The organism is Serratia bockelmannii (assembly GCF_008011855.1).
GTDB classification, from domain to species: Bacteria; Pseudomonadota; Gammaproteobacteria; order Enterobacterales; family Enterobacteriaceae; genus Serratia; species Serratia bockelmannii.
Genome location: NZ_VOUX01000033.1, coordinates 1,118,865 through 1,134,893 on the forward strand (window position 1 = coordinate 1,118,865; position 16,029 = coordinate 1,134,893).

15 protein-coding genes are annotated in these 16,029 nt (G+C 62.5%); 4 read left to right on the plus strand and 11 right to left on the minus strand.

The features are described 5' to 3' along the window. Positions 1 to 13: 13 nt before the first annotated feature. Together FOT55_RS25505 and FOT55_RS21810 are read left to right on the plus strand one after the other, a co-directional pair. Positions 14 to 2,272: an S-type pyocin domain-containing protein gene (locus FOT55_RS25505; RefSeq protein WP_238476126.1), complete on the plus strand. Its 2,259-nt coding sequence runs from the start codon at positions 14 to 16 to the stop codon at positions 2,270 to 2,272. 16 nt (positions 2,273 to 2,288) lie between these two features. Then, on the plus strand, positions 2,289 to 2,579 hold the full coding sequence (locus FOT55_RS21810) for a hypothetical protein (RefSeq protein ID WP_049295977.1): 291 nt from the start codon (positions 2,289 to 2,291) through the stop codon (positions 2,577 to 2,579). A 167-nt stretch (positions 2,580 to 2,746) separates the two neighbouring features. Here the strand turns inward: FOT55_RS21810 and FOT55_RS21815 are convergent, their stop codons facing one another. The 6 genes from FOT55_RS21815 to FOT55_RS21840 all read right to left on the minus strand — a co-directional run bounded on the left by FOT55_RS21815 (position 2,747) and on the right by FOT55_RS21840 (position 9,666). Then, a complete protein-coding gene (locus FOT55_RS21815; protein ID WP_147824006.1) occupies positions 2,747 to 3,799 on the minus strand; it encodes an NAD(P)H-dependent flavin oxidoreductase in 1,053 nt (350 codons plus the stop codon). A 96-nt stretch (positions 3,800 to 3,895) separates the two neighbouring features. Beyond that, positions 3,896 to 5,506, minus strand: coding sequence for an MFS transporter (locus tag FOT55_RS21820; RefSeq protein ID WP_147824007.1), 1,611 nt, complete (start codon positions 5,504 to 5,506; stop codon positions 3,896 to 3,898). After that, a complete protein-coding gene (locus FOT55_RS21825; protein ID WP_043143109.1) occupies positions 5,499 to 5,924 on the minus strand; it encodes a DoxX family protein in 426 nt (141 codons plus the stop codon). The genes FOT55_RS21820 and FOT55_RS21825 overlap by 8 nt, the downstream gene beginning before the upstream one ends. 9 nt (positions 5,925 to 5,933) lie before the next feature. Further along, entirely contained in the window at positions 5,934 to 6,764 is an 831-nt protein-coding gene (locus FOT55_RS21830) for an alpha/beta fold hydrolase (RefSeq protein ID WP_043143107.1), read from the minus strand. Positions 6,765 to 6,906: 142 nt separating this feature from the next. After that, entirely contained in the window at positions 6,907 to 8,301 is a 1,395-nt protein-coding gene (locus FOT55_RS21835; RefSeq protein WP_187181963.1) for an MFS transporter, read from the minus strand. A 174-nt stretch (positions 8,302 to 8,475) separates the two neighbouring features. Beyond that, positions 8,476 to 9,666: a sugar transporter gene (locus tag FOT55_RS21840; protein WP_025303485.1), complete on the minus strand. Its 1,191-nt coding sequence runs from the start codon at positions 9,664 to 9,666 to the stop codon at positions 8,476 to 8,478. 268 nt (positions 9,667 to 9,934) lie between these two features. On the opposite strand from FOT55_RS21840, the gene FOT55_RS21845 reads away from it, so the two are divergent. After that, entirely contained in the window at positions 9,935 to 10,621 is a 687-nt protein-coding gene (locus FOT55_RS21845; RefSeq protein WP_147824008.1) for an aspartyl/asparaginyl beta-hydroxylase domain-containing protein, read from the plus strand. A 17-nt stretch (positions 10,622 to 10,638) separates the two neighbouring features. Here the strand turns inward: FOT55_RS21845 and FOT55_RS21850 are convergent, their stop codons facing one another. After that, positions 10,639 to 11,586, minus strand: coding sequence for an aromatic alcohol reductase (locus FOT55_RS21850; RefSeq protein WP_089196052.1), 948 nt, complete (start codon positions 11,584 to 11,586; stop codon positions 10,639 to 10,641). A gap of 86 nt (positions 11,587 to 11,672) precedes the next feature. Between FOT55_RS21850 and FOT55_RS21855 the strand changes: the two genes are divergently transcribed. After that, the gene (locus FOT55_RS21855; protein ID WP_060433579.1) at positions 11,673 to 12,095 is read left to right on the plus strand and encodes a winged helix-turn-helix transcriptional regulator; all 423 of its coding nucleotides are present in this window, start codon (positions 11,673 to 11,675) and stop codon (positions 12,093 to 12,095) included. Positions 12,096 to 12,125: 30 nt separating this feature from the next. On the opposite strand, the gene FOT55_RS21860 is transcribed toward FOT55_RS21855, so the two are convergent. Genes FOT55_RS21860 through FOT55_RS21875 form a run of 4 tightly spaced genes read right to left on the minus strand, consistent with a single transcriptional unit; the run spans position 12,126 to position 15,922 of the window. Continuing rightward, a complete protein-coding gene (locus FOT55_RS21860) occupies positions 12,126 to 12,842 on the minus strand; it encodes an ABC transporter ATP-binding protein (protein WP_004928599.1) in 717 nt (238 codons plus the stop codon). Further along, positions 12,839 to 13,714 carry an ABC transporter ATP-binding protein gene (locus FOT55_RS21865; RefSeq protein WP_025303490.1) on the minus strand — a complete coding sequence of 292 codons (876 nt, stop codon included), beginning with the start codon at positions 13,712 to 13,714 and terminating at the stop codon, positions 12,839 to 12,841. Before FOT55_RS21865 ends, FOT55_RS21860 begins: the two co-directional genes overlap by 4 nt. After that, complete coding sequence (livM, locus tag FOT55_RS21870; RefSeq protein ID WP_147824009.1) at positions 13,711 to 14,997, minus strand: high-affinity branched-chain amino acid ABC transporter permease LivM; 1,287 nt, start codon at positions 14,995 to 14,997, stop codon at positions 13,711 to 13,713. The genes FOT55_RS21865 and livM overlap by 4 nt, the downstream gene beginning before the upstream one ends. A 10-nt stretch (positions 14,998 to 15,007) precedes the next feature. Further along, positions 15,008 to 15,922 (minus strand): ABC transporter permease subunit, encoded by a 915-nt coding sequence (locus FOT55_RS21875; RefSeq protein ID WP_147824010.1) that lies wholly within the window; start codon positions 15,920 to 15,922, stop codon positions 15,008 to 15,010. Between the last annotated feature and the right edge of the window lie 107 nt (positions 15,923 to 16,029).

Consider the following 16,029-nt stretch of genomic DNA (forward strand, 5'->3'; position numbering starts at 1 on the left):
CAAGGATGAAAAAATGCCGCAAGATATTGCTGAAGAAGAAATGGTGGTGCTTTCTGACCCACCTCCGCAACTCAATGCCGGGTCAGGGGCCGTTGGCAACGGTCAGTTGCCGGGGGTATACAGTGGTTTTAGCCCCCAGGAAACCGGTCGATTGAATGGATTGGGCTATGATACCAATCCGACCGGTCCTGTCGGGGGCACAAACATTAATATTTATTCGGCCCCCGATATCTCCCGCATGGGTGTTCAAAACCGACTGGAACCACGTCCTGACCCGTCCGGTCAAACGCTGGGTATCGGATTCAGTACGGTGTTGGATGAGTATCTGAACAAGTCCGATAATGACCATTGCCCCGTTTGTGGGCGAGAAAACTGCAAATACTGGAAAAATGACCGTGTGTTGTTGAATTCCATGAGGAAAAACGAAAACAACCTGCGCGGCAACCTGTTCGGCGCAAAACTGCCACTGCAGGTGACCGTCAGAAACACGGCGACGCGGTTTAATCATAGTCTGCCCAACGTCCTATATCCGTTAATCAATATCCCGGGTATGGTGACCGCACCGCCGTCTGCGTTTTCAAAAGAAAACTTTAAAAATCTGATGTATCTGCGCAAAAAAATGGCGCATTTCATGAAACTCACGGAGGAAGAGCGGCGCGCATTACAAATCGCCTTATACCGACACTCTGCACCCGATACGTATAATCCAGCGTTTGCCCAGCTCGACCGCGGCGATTTCAGGAATGGGGTGAAAACGCTTTACGGGTTAATGGCAGACACCGAGCAAAACCGGTATGTGCTGAGCGTGTTGATCAGCGAACTGGAAAAGCGCGGCCTCAGCGATGATGGCATCAACCAGCTTAAGACGGAACTTGCTGCCAAAACTCCGGAGGCAAAGGCCAAGGCAGAAGAGGCCCGCAAAGCCGAGGAGGCCCGTCGAGTTGAAGAAGCTCGCAAAGCAGAGGAAGCCCGTCGAGCTGAAGAAGCCCGCAAAGCCGAAGAGGCCCGTAAGGCTGAAGCAGCACGCAAGACTGAAGCAGCACGGAAAGCGCTGTTCGCCAAAGCCGGCGTACTGGACGCCCCGGTCTATACACCCGGCATGATAAAAGCGGCCAATGCCGCGATGGCCACCGCCGGGGTCATGGTGCTCAACCGTGCGGGCGGTATGGTACAATTATCGACATGGGTCAACAGCGTGATGACCACCGTCAGTGAGCTGGCCGGCTGGGTATCCAGCGCAGTGTGGCGCGGCGCGGTGGAAGTTTCCCGGATTGCCACGGTCAGTGCTGCAGGCCCGGCAGTCGGCGCCTTCGTTGTCGGATTCTGGCCGGGGAAAGCCGGTGAGGGGAGCGACCGGGTTCCAGGGCGCGACATTGAGATGTTTGCTGCGCAGGCTCAACTGTTTGCCGCAGGGAAAACACCGATTCAGCCGGAAATGACCACGGTCGATTTACCGGTGCGCGGGTTTATTCGCCGGGGGAATAACGGCCAGCAAGAGGTAATACTGGTCAAAACAGGAACGGGCGGCGTCTCCGCTACCGTGCCGGTGTATCGGCCGGTTCGCGATGAAACAACCGGCCTGGACCGGATCACCTTGCCGGCGGTGGCCGGTGCGCCGGGGCGAACCATTTTGATAAACCCGGGCACCGCCCCGTCGGGGCCGTGGCATACCGGCAATCCTGCGCCTGCAGCGCCGGTAACGCCGGTGCATACCGGTACAGAGATAAAGCAGGCCGACAGTATCGTCACGACGACCTTTCCGGCAGGCGACCTGCCACTGCAGGATTTTATCTACTGGCAGCCTGATGCAACGGGGACCGGCGTTGAGCCAGTCTATGTCATGCTCAGTGGTATCTATGGTGAAACCAACGCTAAAGGGCAATACAGTGGTCGCGACTACAACACGGACAAGGCCGGTGGCCCAATTCAGAATCTGGACTGGAAAACCGCCATCATTGACCGCGCCGGCGTGGATAAAGTGAAGCTGCATACCGGGCGGTTTGGGGCGTCAGCGGAAAATGCGGTAATGATCGATCGTTTGGAGAAAATCCTGAAGGGTGAACTACAGGCGACTGACACCGACAAACGTTACTACACCCATGAAGTCAGGGAACTTGAGCGTTATCGTGCTCTGGGGATCGCAGATAGTACGGTTCCCGAAAATGACTACGAAGTCTGGAACAACACCCATACGGCGACGTTGGAAGACTATAGGTTGAGTTCTGATGAAACTCTTTTGTATACGCCTGAAGCGTTGAATCCGCAGAAATAAATATCGAGGTGTTTAAATGATTGATTTTGATGAAATGGTTAAAAATGAAGATATGGCCGATGTTATTTTATTTCTGGTAAGTCGTGGAGAAAACGGTATAGCGTATCCATCAATGGACCGGTTTTTTGGCCGGCATAAAGCTGCTGAGAAGTATGAATCTTATAACATCAAGCTAATCCATGAGACAAAAAAGCTTGAGGATAGTGGTCAGGTTTTTTCAGCTAGAACTTATGGTTCTGGGTGTAAGAAGGGACCGAACTGGAAAGAACCCGCATTCGTAACCGAGAAAAAATACGGTATTGAGTAATTACCGGTGCCTTCGATAAGTGAGTTTTAAGCAGCGTCCAGCAACCGAGTGTTTGCTGGACGTTTTCTTTGGTGGCTAATTCCGCGCCAGATTGGTTTTCAGTCCAGCCCAGGGTCAGAAAACGACGGTTTTGGCTCCGTTGCTCCCCCCAAATCGCGCAGACGAGGTCACACCGCCTCCAGCTCCGCCGCCAGGGTGGCGACCAGCTCCGCCGCCGGCATCGGCCGCGCCAGGCCCACGCCCTGCCCGGCCCACAGCGACATAAACTCCCCGCGCCCGGCCTTGGCCGCCGCCTGGCGGATATCGCCGGTGAGCGCGTTCTGCACCGGATAAGGCAGGATCTGCGCCTCTTCCGCGCGCATCTGCCGCATGAAATCATTGACGATGCCGCGCGCCGGGCGGCCGCTGAAGGCGCGCGTCAGGCGCGTGCTGTCATCGCCGGCGTTGCGCAGCGCCGCCCGCCAGGCTTCGGCGATGCCCGACTCCGGGCTGCACAGGAACGCGGTGCCCAGCTGCGCCGCCTGCGCGCCCAGCAATTGCGCCGCTGCGATGCCGCGCCCGTTCATGATGCCGCCTGCGGCGATCGCCGGGATCTTCACCGCCGCCACCACCTGCGGCAGCAGGGCCATCAGGCCGACGCAGGATTGCTCAATGTCGCCGAGGAAGGTCGGGCGGTGGCCGCCCGCCTCAGAGCCCGAGACGCACACGAAGTCGGCGCCCGCCTCTTCCCAGGCGCGGGCTTCCGCCACCGTGGTGGCGGTGCCGATCACCCGCGAGCCGGCCTTCTTGAACTGCGTGACCGTGGCGCGCGGCAGCACGCCGAAGGTGAAGCTGACCACCGGCGGCGCCGCCTCCAACAGGGCCGCGATCTGGTCGCGGTTGTTTTCGGCGAATTGGGTCGGCATGGGAGGCTCACTCAGCCCCAGCGCTTCGCGGAACGGCCGCAGCAGGTGCTGGGCGCGCTTGAGCTCGGCGAGATCCGGGTGCTGCTCATCGAGCAGAAACAGATTGATGTTGAACGGCGCGGCGGTCTGCGCGCGGATCTGCTGCACCCGTTCGAGGATCACCGCCGGTGAAAACAGCGCCGCCGCGCACGATCCCAGCGCCCCGGCGTTGCTCACCGCCACCGCCAACGCCGGCGGCGACGCGCCGTTCATCGGCCCCTGAACGATCGGATAGCGCAGCCCAAGCTCGCGGGCAAAAGCAGAAGGTGCCGTCATCAATGTGTCTCCCTGTGCTGACTACATTCGTCTTACGGCGGCCGCGCCGCCGAACCGACCAAAAGCATAGCACCTTCTCGCCGCCTGGCCGTGCAGTTAATGCTTCACCTGACGCCGGTCGAGCGACAGGAAGTGATGCACCACCGGTTTCTCAGGGCCAATGTGGAAGCGCAGCGCCTCCTGCTGCAGGTCGGCGTCGGCGTGCGACACCCGCTGGTGCTGCCGCAGGTGCTCCGCCCAGGACTCCACCAGGAACCACTCCATGATGCATTCCGGATCGCCGGTGTGCTCGGTGATGCCCCAGGCGTAAGCGCCATCGCGGCGGCGCGCCCGTTCCAGCATCAGCAGCGTGCGCAAGAACTGCGGCCGGTCCTGTTCGCGGATGCGGTACTCCACCTGGATCATGACCGGGCCGCGATCGTTTTCAACCGGCGTGTTAACCAACGGCTCCGGCCAATGGTTCGACGGCTGCAGATCGGCCTCACCGGTCGGCAGACGTAGGCGGTGGAACAGCAGCCCCGCCGCCAACAGGCCGACGCCGCCGACCAGCAGCGTGGCGGCCACGCCCAGCTCCTGCGCCACCAGTCCCCACAGCAGGCTGCCCGCCGCCATCGCGCCGTTGAACACCATCAGGTAAATGGCCAGACCACGGCCACGCACCCAGTTGGGCAGCACGCCCTGCGCCGCGCCGTTAAGCGTGGTCAGCGCGATAATCCAGCCGGCGCCCAGCACCAGCAGCAGCACCACCGCCAGCCACTGCGGCGGCGCCAGCGACAGGGCCGCCATTACCGCCGCCGTCAGCACCGCCGCCAGCAACACCAGCCCGTCGGCATTCAGCCGCTGGCGCAGACGCGGCAGCACAATAGCCCCAAGGATCGCCCCGGCGCCTACCGCCCCTAGCAGAACGCCGTAGAAACCGGCGCTGCCGCCCAGCATGCGGCGCGCCACCAGCGGCAACAGCGCCCAGACCGAGCTGGAGAAGGCGAAGAACACCGCCGCCCGCAGCAGCACCACGTGCAGCTCGCGGCTGGAACGGGCATAGCGCAGCCCGGCGCGGAAGGCGCCGAAGAAATGCTCCGACAGCCCGCTGTCCTCGGCCTTCGGCCGCTTCCACCACAGCAGCGCCGCGATCACCAGCACATAGCTCATCACGTCCGCGCCGTAGGCCGCGCCGGCACCGAAGCTGGCCAACAGCAGACCGCCGGCCGCCGGGCCGATGGAGCGGGCGATGTTGATGCCCAGCGAGTTCAGCGCCACAGCGTTTTTCAGCTCGGCGCGCGGCACCAGCTCCGGCACGATCGCCTGCCAGGTCGGCCCCATCAGCGCCGCGCCGATACCGCCGACGAAGGTCAGCGCCAGCAGGTATTCCACCGTCAGCGCGCCGGTCTGCGACAGCAGCAACAGGCTGCCGCTGACGCAGGCCAGCAGAATTTGCACGAAGATCAGAAAGCGTCGCCGATCGAGAATGTCCGACAGCACCCCGGCCGGGATCGCCAGCAGGAACACCGGCAGCGTAGCGGCGGTCTGCATCAGCGCCACCGCCGAAGGGTTGCTCGACAGGTCGGTGATCAGCCACGAGCTGGCGACGTCGCGCATAAAGCTGCCGACGTTGCCGAGCACCGTGGCGCCCCACAGCACCGCAAATAATGGGATTTTCAGCGGCGCGAAGCCGCCCGCCGCCGCCTTGTTTTCCGTCTGTTCAGCCATCCGTTCGCTCCTTCAAATCGTTAAATGCCACCAGCAACAGCGCGCCGGCCAGCCCGAGGTGTTCAAAAAATCCGTTCATCATCTGGCCGCGCTCCGCCCCGTCGAACTGCCAGAACGGATTGGCCATCAGCGTCGCCATCAGGGTAAAACCGGCCAGCGCCAACGCGCCGAGCCAGCGATAAAAACCGCTCAGGATCAGCGCCGACGCCGCCAGTTCCAGCAGCGTCACCAGCACGGCGAACAGCGCCGCCGGCTGCAGGCCGAAGTGGGTCATTTCGGCGATGGCACCCTCAACGTTCAACGCCTTGACCAATCCGCCCTGAATATAGGCGGTACAAATCGCGAGCAGCAGCAGCCAGCGCACCGCGGGCGCATGCAGCCGCTGTACGCAGCGGGCGGCGATAGCAGTCAGGTTCATCGCGCCCCCTTAAAACGGCGAATTCTGGATGAAGGCCAGCAGATCGGCGTTGAAGCGATCGGGATCGACCTGCGCCAAACCGTGAGAACCGCCGGCGTAAACATTCAGCTCCGCCTGTTGCATAAGCTTAGCGGCTTTCAGCGCCGAGGCACCGATCGGCACGATCTGATCGGCATCGCCGTGCACCAGCAGCGTCGGCTTGTCGATCGCCAGCAGATCGGCGGTATAATCCACTTCGGAGAACGCGCGCACACACTCGTACTGCCCTTTCACGCCGCCCTGCATGCTCATCAGCCAGAAGTGGTCGATCAGCCCCGCATTGCTCTCCACCTCGTCGCAGTGGAGGCCATAGAACGGCACCGCCAAATCTTTGAAGAACTGCGAGCGGTTGCCCGCCACGCCGCTGCGAATGCCGTCGAAGGCCGCCATCGGCGTGCCCTCAGGGTTGACCGGCGTTTGCAGCATCAGCGGCGGCACGGCGCCGACCAGCACCACCTTCGCCACCCGATCGCTGCCGTGACGGCCGATGTAGCGCGCCACTTCGCCGCCGCCGGTGGAATGGCCGACCAGGATCAGATCGCGCAGATCCAGCGTTTCGATCAGCAGAGCCAGATCGTCGGCGTATTGGTTGATGTCGTTGCCGTGCCAGGTTTGATCGGAACGGCCGTGGCCGCGGCGATCGTGGGCAATCACGCGGAATCCGCTCTGGCCGAAAAACAGCAGCTGGTTGTCCCAGGCGTCGGCGGACAGCGGCCAACCGTGGGAGAACAGGATCGGCTGGCCGCGGCCCCAATCCTTATAGAAAATGCGTGCGCCATCGGGCGCGGTAAGGGTGCTCATGACGTGTTCCCCGCTCGGTATCGAATTGGATTTTGTGCGGGTTAACAGTACGGCAGGCGCAAAGGCAGTGATAACGGAATAATTTTCGCATGATCGCGAATTTTTTTGCTGAAGCAGCCGGCGTCACCGCCGGCGCAAAACGTCAGATGTTTTCCAGATCGATGCCGCGCGTTTTCGGGCCGAACAGCCCGATCACCAGCATCACGATCAGCATGCTGGCGACGATAAACGCGATCACCCCCAACGAACCGCCGTACTGCAAGATAATGCCGATGATGATGCTGCTGAACACCGTCGACAGCCGGCTGAAGGAGTAGCAGAAGCCGACGGCGCGGGCGCGGATATGGGTCGGGAAAATCTCGGACTGGTAAGAGTGGTAGCTGTAGGTCAGCCAGGCGTTGGACCAGGTGATGAAGAAACCGCACAGGATCAGCCACAGCGGGTTGTTCTGCAGTGCGAACAGCGAGCCGAAGATCACCGTCACCAGGCAGGACAACACGATCTGCCACTTGTTCTCCATCTTGTCGGCGTAGAAGCTGCACAGCAGCGAGCCCAGCGGGTAAGCCAGCGTGATGAAGAAAGCGTACAGCAAGCTGTGGGTGACCGAAGCGCCCTTGCCCGACAGCAGCGCCGGTAGCCAGTTGCCGAAGCCGAAGAAGCCGATGGCCTGAAAGAAGTTCATCACCACCAGCATCAGCGTGCGATCGCGATACTGCGGCGCCCAGATGTCGCGAAAGCGGCCGCGCAGCGGCGCCCCCTCGGCATCGTCCACCGGGCGCGACGGAAAATCCGTGACCGCCACGCCGCAGCGCCGTTCCATGTCCCGCATCACCTGCCGGGCCTGCGCATAGCGCCGCTGCTGCACCAGCCAACGCGGCGACTCCGGCAGCCCCTTGCGCACCAGCCAGATCACCAGCGAAGCCAGCGCGCCGGCGATCACCACGTAGCGCCAGCCGCTCAGGCCCCAAATCGTCTGCGGCACCAGCCACCAGGACATCAGCGCCACCGCCGGCACCGACAGAAACTGCACGAAGAACGCGAAGGCGAAAGCCCGGGTACGCAAGTGCGCGGGGACCCATTCCGTCAGGTAAGTGTCGATGGTCACCAGCTCGATACCGAGCCCAACGCCCACCAGAAAACGCAGAAAGATCACCCATTCCGCCTGCTGTTGAAACGCCAGCAGCAGCGAGAACGCGCCATACCAGATCAGGGCGAACATAAAGGTGGCACGCCGGCCGAAGCGATCGGCGTACGGGCTCAGCAGGCTGGCGCCGACGAACAGGCCGAGAAAGGTGGCGGAGGCAAAGGCCGCCTGATCCGACACGCCGAAGACGCCCTGCGCGCCGGTGTGGAAAATGCCGTCGGCGATAAGGCCGGTGCTGATATAGCCGGTCTGGAACAGATCGTAGAGTTCGAAAAAGCCGCCCAGCGACAGCAGAATGATAAAGCGCCACAGGCCGGCCGACGCGGGCAAGGCGTCAATTCTGGCCGCCAAATCCCGCGCATGGATCGGCGACGCCGCTACAGATTCACTCACCGTTAACCTCGCATTAACATTTTTGATGACTTTCTATGCTAGCGAAGCGGCGTCGGAGTTAAATTTTTAATTAGCAGACTATGAAAAAAAGTTAAGCATAAAACGCTGCAGCAGCCTGTTTTATAGCAGGAAAATGCAGCGCGGGATGCCGCAGCGGCATCCCGAATCGGTGGATTAACGACTGTGGTGCTGCTGCAGCCGTTCGCTGCGATAGACGCTCAGCAGGCACCAGCCGAGAGCGATCAGCGCCAGCGGCGCGGCGACGAAGCCGATGTTGCCCATGCCCAGATGCAGGCTCACCTGGTTGCCCAGCAGCGCGCCGCTGCCGATGCCGAAGTTGTACAGGCCGGAGAAAATCGCCATCGCCACGTCGGTAGCGTCCGGCGCCAGGCTCAGCACTTTGGCCTGCATCGACAGGCCGATCGCCATGATCGCCATGCCCCAGAAGATGCACAGCACCGTCAGGTGGCTTTCGCTGCCGGCGGCCGGCAACAGCAGCAGCAGGCTCAAGGCCAACAGCACGATGGCGCCGATAAAGAAGCCGGAAGGAAACCGCTCGCTGTAGCGGCTGAACAGCAGGCTGCCGACGATGCCGGCGGCGCCGAACAGCAGCAGCATCAGCGTGGTGAAGTTCTCCGACAGCCCGGCCACGGTCTGGATAAACGGCTCGATGTAGCTGTAGGCGGTGAAGTGCGCCGTCACCACGATGATAGTCAGCATGTACAGCGCCACCAGCGCCGGGCGTTTGAACAGCAGCGGCACGCTGGCCAGCGAGCCGGAATGCTCGCTTTTCAGTACCGGCAGCAGGCGCCACAGCAGCACCAGCGCCAGGGTGGCGCACACCGCGATGCCGATAAAGGTCATGCGCCAACCGAGCAACTGCCCCACCACCCGCCCGAGCGGCAGGCCGAGCACCATCGCCAGCGCGGTGCCCCCCGCCAGCAGGCTCAGCGCCTGGGCTTTCTTGCCCGGCGGCGCCACGCGGATCGCCAGCGAGGCGGTGATCGACCAGAACACCGAGTGCGCCAGCGCCACGCCGGCGCGCGAGATAACCAGCGTGGTGAAGTCCCAGGCCACGGCGGTCAGCACGTGGCTGGCGATAAACAGCATGAACACGCCGATCAGCAGCTTGCGGCGCTCAATTTTGCTGGTCAGCAGCATGCACGCCAACGAGGCGGCGGCGACGATCCAGGCATAAATGGTAATGATCAGGCCGACCTGTTCGGTTTGCATCGAGAAGCTGGCGGCGATATCGCTCAGCAGACCGACCGGGATAAATTCGGTGGTGTTGAAGATAAAGGCCGAGACGGCGAGGATAACCACGCGCAACCAGGCGGTTGAGCGCGAAACGGGAGCGTGTTCCATGGTAAACAAAATCCGGACAGGTGCGGGCAAGTAGCGATATTTTAACCAACCGGCCCGCTAAATGCGATACGCGTCACACTTTAATTGTGTGGTTTTTTTCGCCGCATTTCGACACATTCGCAGACACACGGTTGCACAAATGCTGTGCTAATCTCTTGAAGCGTACCAATTTTTCCTGCCGCTCTTCCCCTCCGGCCGCCACACAGGACGCGCCGCGCCGAAGAACCGCGCGCAGTGTCCCTTTGGCGTTTTCTGAGGCGAGGTCATTATGTCTGCGATTTATGATTGGTCCGTGCTCGCATTGCGCAATGTTTACGATCGCCGCATTCAGGGCAAACCAGTGCTCGACAGCGCCGCGCTGTTCCCCGACGCCGAACGTTTCACCGCTCAATGGCGGCAGATCCGCGAAGAGGCGCTGACCGTCGCCCACGATCTGCACAATATTCCCCGTTTTCACGAGATCATGATCCAGCAGGAATCGATCTCCGCCAACGACGCGCGCGACTGGCGCATGTTCATCATGAAGGCCTACGGCCAGCCGATTGACCGCAACCTGGCGCGTTGCCCGACGCTGGCGGCGCTGATCGCTTCGTCGCCGGACGTACTGTCCGCCTCGCTCTCCTTCCTCGCGCCCGGCAAGCAGGTGCCGCCCCACCGCGGGCCGTTTCGCGGCATTCTGCGCGGCTATCTGGTGCTGGACATGCCCAAACGCGCCGACGGCGTACCCGCGGCGGTGCTGAAAGTGGACGGCCGCGAATACCGGCTGCACGAGGGGGAGTTCATGCTGTGGGACGATACCTTCGAACACGAGGTGTGGAACGACAGCGCGCAGGTGCGCACCGTACTGCTGCTGGACATCCGCCGCCGCGACATGCCCGGCGGGCTGCGGCTGCTCTCCAGCGCCATCATCGCCCTGGTGCGGCTGAACGTGCGCTGGATGCAGCGCCAGTTCTGATTCCGGCGCTCAGGCGACTAACCGTCCTGAGAGATCGGCCATTGCTGCGCCAGCCACTGCTCGGCGGTGGTGGTGGCTATGCCCTGGCGCGCATTGAAGGTTTTCGCCTTATCCCAGGCCACGCCGTCGGGGCGGGCGAAAGCCAGCCGGTATTTGGCGCCGACGTCGCGCGGATGGTTCCGCACCTCCTCCTGCAGCCGCTCTTTGTCCAACAAGACTCTGTTGACCTCAACGCCCCAGTGCGCCTGCATGACATCGGCAAGCTCGCGGTAGGTCAGCGTGTCCCCGGCGATATAGACTACCTGGTTGCGAAACGCGGGCCGATGGAAAAAAATCGCGGCCGTCAGCCGGCCAATGTCCGCGGGAGTGGTCAGCGTCACCGCGTAGCGCCAGTCGCCCAGCGCGCGCACCGTTTTGGTTGCCGCGTCCACCACGCCAAAGCTCGAGTCAAACAGGTAGCTGGTGAAAATGCCCGTGGAAACAATCACCCACTCCGTCGTCTTCTGCGCACGCAACAGGTGACGCACCTCGAGCTGTTCATCCCACACCTGTTGCCCGCTGCCTTTGCCGACAACATCGTAGTCCACGCCGAACTGCCACGGGAAGTAGCGCGCCACGCCCGCTTGCAAGACGGCCTGGGTGATCTTTATCTGCGTGCCCGCCCCGCCGACAAAGCCGCTACAGTTGATCACCGCGTCGAAGGAACGGAATAGCGCACTCAGCGCCTCCACGCCGTTTTGCTGCAGATCGCCTTCCACCACGGCGATACCGAGCCGCGCCAGCGCATCCCGCCGCGCACGATGCGGGCCGCTCACGGCGCGGGCGGCCTCCGGCCGGAGCAGCACGCTGATTTTTAAAGCATGGTGTAACCGAGCCTGCCGGCTCATCGCACGCAATACCGGCAGCCCCAGTTCACCGGCGCCGAGGATGAGCACGGTATTGATAGATGGATTTGTGGATTTCATTCTTGCCTCCTGTCTTGACACTGCGCCATCCTGACAGCTGACAAAAACGGGTTCAATTAGGTACACGCGTGATACCGGAGAGGAATATGACGAACGATCGGGAAGCGCTGCTGCAATTTTCACAGGCGTTCTGTGAAGCATTGAGCAACGACGATGAAGGGCTAAAGCGTGAGATCCTCGCGCATGCGGGCAACCGTTGGTCGCTGGGGGTATTGCATATCCTGGGTACCCACGGGCCGCTGCGCCACGGCGAGATAGGCCGCCAATTAGCGGGCGTGACGCAGAGAATGCTGACGCGGACGCTGCGCCATCTCGAGCGGGACGGGTTGATATCGCGCTGCGATTATCAGGAAAAACTGCCCCGCGTGGTTTACACCATCACCGACGCGGGGGAAGAGATGCTGCTCAACATGCTGCCGCTCTGGTCGTGGATTATCTCCTCCGCCGGCTCCTTCAGAGCGGCCCGCTCGCGCTACGATGATCAAGAACGAAGCGCCATCGAGGGATGAACGTGGGCATCCCTGCCCGTGGGGCGGCGCTCAGCCGCCGCCCAGATAGGCCTTTCTCACCTCCGGATCGTTCAACAGCTCCTGGCCGCTGCCGGTGAGGCGGATCTGGCCGTTGACCATCACATAACCGCGATCGGACAGCTTCAGCGCGTGGTTGGCGTTCTGCTCCACCAGAAACAGCGTCATGCCGCTGCGGGTCAGCTCGCGCAGCACGCCGAAGATCTGCCGCACCACGATCGGCGCCAGCCCCAGGCTCGGCTCGTCCAACAGCAGTAGCTTCGGCCGGCTCATCAGCGCGCGGGCGATCGCCAACATCTGCTGCTCACCGCCGGACATGGTCATCGCCCGCTGGTTGCGCCGCTCTTTCAGGCGCGGAAACAGCTCGAACATGCGCGGCAAATCCTCCTCCAGGTAGCGATTGCCGACGGTGATGGTGCCCATCAGCAGGTTCTCCTCTACGCTCATGTCCGGAAAGATGCGCCGCCCTTCCGGCGCCTGCGCGATGCCGCTGCTGGCAACAAAGTGCGTGGAGCGGCGGCTGATGTCCTCGCCGCCAAACAGGATCTGCCCGCCGGCGATGCGCGGCTGGCCGAAGATCGACATCAACAGCGTGGATTTGCCCGCGCCGTTGGCGCCGATCAGCGCCACCGTCTCCCCGGCGTTAACCTGCAGCGACACCTGACGCAGCGCCTGGATCGGCCCGTAAAACACGTCCACTTCGCGAAATTCCAGCATCGCCTCGCTCATCCCGCCAGCTCCTCTTCGTCCGCGCCCAGGTAGGCGGCGATCACCGCCTCGTTGTGCTGGATCTCCTGCGGCGTGCCGCGGGCGATCACGTCGCCGTGATCGAGCACGATCACCCGATCGGAGATCTCCATCACCATGCCCATGTCATGCTCGATCAGCAGCACCGTGATGCCGTGATGCTGGCGCAGAAAACGGATGATGCGGCTCAGCGTGGCCGTCTCCACCGGGTTCAGCCCGGCGGCCGGCTCATCAAGGCAGATCATTTCCGGCGCGGTGCACATGGCGCGCGCGATCTCCAGCCGCCGCTGCTGGCCGTAGGACATCTCCCCCGCCAGCCGGTTGGCGCAGTCCACCAGATCTACCACCTCCAGCCAGTAGAAGGCGTGATCGAGCGCGGCGCTTTCCGCCCGGCGGTAGCCCGGCGTATTCAGCACCCCGGCGATCAGGTTGCGGTTACTCTGCATGTGCTGCGCCACCAGCAGGTTCTCCACCACCGACATTTCGCGGAACAGGCGGATATTCTGGAAGGTACGCGCCAGCCCGGCGCGGTTGACCAGGTGGGTGCCGCCGAACATCTTGTAATAGAGGCGCGAACCGAGCCGCTTCGGGCGTATCCAATCACCGGCGCGAAACTTCTGCCCCAGCACCTGGATCACATCGGTTGGCCGCTTGTGGGTATTGAGCAGGATCGCGCCGCCGGTGGCGCGGTAAAAACCGGTCAGGCAGTTGAACACCGTGGTCTTGCCGGCGCCGTTGGGGCCGATCAGGGCGGTGATGGAGCCGCGCTCCACCTCCAGATTGACGTCGTTCAGCGCCTTGATGCCGCCAAAGCGCATCATCAGGTGTTCCACCCGCAAAATGGCGTCGCTCATGGCGCCACCCCCTTGCGTTCCGCAAAGCTGGCGCGGCTGATGCGCACCAGCCCGCGCGGCCGCCAGATCATCATCGCCACCATCAGCACGCCGAACAACAGCACCCGGTATTCGGCAAAGCTGCGCAGCAGCTCCGGCGCCACCGTCAGCACGAAGGCCGCCAGCACAACGCCAAGGGTAGACCCCATGCCGCCCAATACCACGATCGCCAGGATCAGCGCCGACTCGAAGAAGGTGAACGAGGTCGGGTTGACAAAGCCCTGATAGGTGGCGAAAAACACCCCCGCCAGCCCGGCGGTAGAGGCGCCCAGCATAAACGCCGACAGCTTCACCAGCACGTGGTTCAGCCCGAGAGAGCGGCAGGCGATCTCATCTTCGCGCAGCGCCTCCCAGGCGCGGCCGATCGGCATGCGCGTCAGCCGGTGCTTGATGTACAGCACCAGCAGCACCACCAAAAACAGCACCGCGTAGATGAAAATGAACTTGAGATTCGGGTTGTAATCGATGCCGAGAAACTCGTGGATCGGCACGCCGCCGTCTTTGGCGCGCCGGCCGAATTCCAGGCCGAACACCGTCGGCGCCGGCACCGAAATGCCGTTCGGCCCGCCGGTGAGCGACATCCAGTTGTTCAGCACCAGCCGGATGATCTCGCCGAACCCGAGCGTGACGATCGCCAGGTAGTCGCCGTGCATGCGCAGCACCGGGAAACCCAGCAGCGCGCCCGCCAACGCCGCCATCAGCGCCCCCAGCGGCAGCATCGCCCAAAACCCCAGCCCGAGATACTGGTAGCCCAACGCCAACCCGTAGGCGCCGATGGCGTAAAACGCCACGTACCCCAGATCGAGCAGCCCCGCCAACCCGACCACGATGTTCAGCCCCAGCCCGAGCAGCACGTAGATCAGGCCGAGGATCGCCACCGTCAGCAGGTATTTGGTGGCGACGAACGGAAACAGCAGCGCGATCGCCGCCATCAGCGGCAAGATCCAGCGCAGGTTGGATTTATAACCCAGCGGCCGTACGTAGACGCCGTCGTTGCCGCCGTCGAAGCGCGCCAGCATTCTGCGCCCCGGCGCGGTTTGCAGGAACAGGCTCAGCAGCAGCCGCCCGACCATCACCGCGACGATAATCCACACCAGCCGGTGCGGTTCGAAGTTGAAGCTGTAGCCGTTCAGCACGATGCCGACGATCGGCCCGAACACGATCAGGGCGATCAGCCCGGCCAAGACGGCGTCCAGCAGGCTGCGTTTAACGTCCAGCCCGCCGTTGATCACGGATTGCGACATGGCGTTCTCCTTAAACCTTGGCGATCAGCGGCCGGCCGAGCAGCCCCTGCGGACGGAAGATCAGGATCGCCACCAGCAACCCGAAGGAGAACACGTCCTTGTAATCCGAGTTCACCATGCCGGCGAACTGCGCCTCCGCCACCCCGAGCAGCAACCCGCCCAGCATGGCGCCCGGCAGCGAGCCAATGCCGCCCAGCACCGCGGCGGTGAAGGCCTTGATGCCGATGATAAAACCGACGTAAAAATCGAAGGTGCCGTAGTTCATGGTGATCAGCACCCCGGCCAGCCCGGCCATGGCGGCGCCGATCACAAACACCAGCGAGATCACCCGATCGGTATTGATGCCGAGAATCGAGGCCATTTTGCGATCCTGCTGGGTCGCGCGGCAGATGCGCCCCAGCCGGGTACGCTGAATGATGTAGGTGAGGATCGCCATGCCGAGCAGAGACGCCACCAGAATGAACACCTTGGTGTAGGTGATCTGCAGCACGCCGCCGTCGAACTCCAGGCGGAATACGCCGCTCAGCAGCGTAGGGATACCCTGCTGGCGCGGCCCCTGGCTTATCTGCGCGTAGTTTTGCAGGATTAACGACATGCCGATGGCGGAGATCAGCGGCGCCAGGCGGGTGGAGTTGCGCAGCGGCTTGTAGGCAATACGCTCGATCACCCAGCCGTACACCCCGGTGATAACGATGGTGAACACCAGCGTGCCGAGGATCAGCAACGGGAACGAGTGCAGCCCGAAGAACGACAGCAGCGCCAAACCGATGGCGCACAGGTAGGCGGAGATCATGTACACCTCGCCGTGAGCGAAGTTGATCATACCGATAATGCCGTAAACCATGGTGTAGCCAATGGCGATTAGGCCATACACCGCACCGAGGGTCAGGCCGTTGATCAGCTGTTGCAGAAAGAATACATCCATAATGAGCAGTCTCGCCTGGTAAGGCCGCCAACGCAGTCCGACGCGGCCCAAAGGTCATCGAGGAACGGGCTCGCCAGGGCGGCGAGCCCGTCTGTCATAGAGTCACA